Origin of the sequence: Aquaticitalea lipolytica, assembly GCF_014641635.1 — a bacterium.
Taxonomy (GTDB): Bacteria; Bacteroidota; Bacteroidia; order Flavobacteriales; family Flavobacteriaceae; genus Aquaticitalea; species Aquaticitalea lipolytica.
Genome location: NZ_BMIC01000019.1, coordinates 1 through 2,473, shown reverse-complemented (window position 1 = coordinate 2,473; position 2,473 = coordinate 1). Strand labels below are relative to the sequence as shown.

The 2,473-nt window shown below is 28.3% G+C and carries 4 protein-coding genes; all 4 read right to left on the bottom strand.

What is annotated here, in order from left to right:
- Window positions 1-22: 22 nt before the first annotated feature.
- Complete coding sequence (locus IEW41_RS14355) at window positions 23-487, bottom strand: PulJ/GspJ family protein (protein ID WP_229660234.1); 465 nt, start codon at window positions 485-487, stop codon at window positions 23-25.
- Window positions 474-809, bottom strand: coding sequence for a hypothetical protein (locus IEW41_RS14350; protein ID WP_188607067.1), 336 nt, complete (start codon window positions 807-809; stop codon window positions 474-476). The genes IEW41_RS14355 and IEW41_RS14350 overlap by 14 nt, the downstream gene beginning before the upstream one ends.
- Window positions 797-2,083 (bottom strand): hypothetical protein, encoded by a 1,287-nt coding sequence (locus tag IEW41_RS14345; RefSeq protein ID WP_188607066.1) that lies wholly within the window; start codon window positions 2,081-2,083, stop codon window positions 797-799. The genes IEW41_RS14350 and IEW41_RS14345 overlap by 13 nt, the downstream gene beginning before the upstream one ends.
- Window positions 2,080-2,473 (bottom strand): hypothetical protein (locus IEW41_RS14340; RefSeq protein WP_188607065.1); only part of this gene is annotated, 394 nt, incomplete at its 5' end. The genes IEW41_RS14345 and IEW41_RS14340, both read right to left, overlap by 4 nt.

The following is a 2,473-nucleotide window of genomic DNA, read 5'->3' as shown; positions in this document are numbered from 1 at the left end:
TGTTATCTAGTTTAAAAGCCATTTAATTCATAAATTGAGTTGCATCATTCTTTTTGAACACAAATAAATTTTTGTTTTGAAACGCTTTTGAGGTTTCTATTTTTATAGCGTCTAATGTTCCACTCTGTTTAAGACTTCCTTCAAAATAGAGTGCTTTTTTGTTTATTGAGATATAAAATGTGTCTATATCTTTTACAATAAAACTATCTTTAAACATATAAGCTTTTGTTTCTATTTCATTTGAAAACAATAACTTGTCTTCAAGCTCATTAAATTCAATTTTTGAAAAACGATTAAAATCTAAAGTTAATGACTGCTCTAACTTATTAAGCTGTGTGGTATTATTAAAATTATTTTCAATGCTATTAATATGGTTTTGAACTAATGTCAACACAGAAAATGCTAATCCAACAACAATTGTTGTTAGTATAAGTACAACAATCATTTCGCTTAATGTAAAAGCATTTATTTTCTTATTGTACTTCATTAGTATAATTTGATATTTTTTTATTTGTTACACTATTAAAAGCTTCAAAACTGATAATTGTTTTATTGCTCTCTGTATAGACACTCACACTTACATCCCATTCATTAAAATCGTCTTGGTATGGGATAGCTAGTTCATTATTAATGTATAAATACTGTAATTCATTAAGATGTGCATCAATCTGTGTGGTATTATTTTTTATCGTATTAAAAAACAAATTATTCAAAATCATACTTGTTACCATAAAAACAATTATTATTAACACAGTTGCCACCAAGGTTTCCATCAGAGTAGATGCTTTTATCTTTTTTAATATAACCATTTCAGAACGCTTTTTTTTGAATTACTAAATGGCAGACCAACATATTTTTGTGATAATGAATCAATAACTATTGTGGCATTATACAAATGGTTTTGATAAACTGATCCTGATTGCTTAGCAATAAAATTTGAGGCATATACAGTCCCATAAACAGTTCCTTTTAATTCAATATTTGTATTACAGTATACTTCTCCTTTTATAATTACTTTATCCTCTATTATAATTTGTGGATCATAATTATTACTAGTTTTAAGACCAAAAAACAATACAACACCTTCAATTGTTGTTGCATTATTTATTTTAATGTTGCGGCTTAATAATTGTTGTGAATCTACTCGTTGTGGTATTATTACACCTTTTTCATCTTCATAAACGACTAATGCTGATGGATATTCTAGTTTACAATTACTACCCACACTAATTGTTTCAGTAGCAAACGCTTGAAATGTACCAACAACATTATTTTTAACTTCAATCTTGGGAGCAATTAAAATAACATCTTTTAAACTTGAAGAAGCTTCAACACTAATTGATGTTTTTGAAAATACTACAATATGTCCTGTTAATTCAATATTCTCTAAATTGATATTAGTGGTACTGTACAATATTTGGTATGGTTCCAGAAATGAGTTTACAAATGAACGCTCTGCATTCAAATCCAAAAATCGTTTTTGATTAGTTAAAGTAGAATTTTTTGATATCGTTTTTAGATGTTGTTGGGTCTCAAAAAATAACTTTGGTAAGTATTGACTTTCTTTTGTTTGACCATTAATAAGCTCGGAACCATAATAAGATTGCCCAGCTATATTACCCGCTTTTACACCTCGTTTTGGTACATATGCAACTCCTTTAATATTAGTGTTCCCTACCACTACTAAAGGTTTGTTATTGTCTTCTAAATATAATGTTGTTCTATTGTCTTTTGCTTGTTTAGCTCCAATTAATGCTACTTTCTGAAATTGATAATTCTTGATTTTGGAAGTCGACTTTACTTTTTCAAAAAGCCCCCAAAAGTCACGTTGAATATGTAATGCTTTGTAATCTTCATCTTCTAAATTTACTAACGTAGAGTCATTAAGTTCAACATTATTTACTAATGCGTATTCAATGCCTCTATCGGCATTATTTACAGTTTCTAAAACAAAGTCCGTTTGTAAGTTAAATTGCTTTTGTGTATGTACTAAAACTAAAAATGCGGCTAATAATAAAGCAATCATTACAACTATAAATATGGTTAGTTGTAAAGCTCCTGCTTTTAGCTTTTTAATGCTCATTTTTGAATTGGGATTATTTTTTGTGTATTATTAAATCTAACTGTAATAGATGTATTATCACCTTTAACTAAAGTAATATTATCTACTTTCTGACTCTTTTTTAATACATATTGTGTATTATTTATTGTAATCACAAATACCTGTTCGCTAGAGTTCACCCTTTTTATAACCCCTTCATATGTAACTTGAGGCCAATTTGAATCTTCTTGCTTAATCGTACTGTTTTGCTTTAATGAGGTAGTGGTATTCGCCTTTTTAGTAATCGTTCCTAAAAAAGGGTCTCTATCTTTTGTATTAATAGAAAATGTGTCGACCTCTATAACTGTTTTGGGGTTAAATGTTGCCTCTACATCATTTAAAACAACTTCTGGAAGTTCTGGATTGAGTGAC

Coding starts and splice junctions, on each gene's coding strand:
- IEW41_RS14355 (WP_229660234.1), bottom strand. CDS start 487: ATGAAGTACAATAAGAAAATAAATGCTTTTACATTAAGCGAAATGATT.
- IEW41_RS14350 (WP_188607067.1), bottom strand. CDS start 809: ATGGTTATATTAAAAAAGATAAAAGCATCTACTCTGATGGAAACCTTG.
- IEW41_RS14345 (WP_188607066.1), bottom strand. CDS start 2,083: ATGAGCATTAAAAAGCTAAAAGCAGGAGCTTTACAACTAACCATATTT.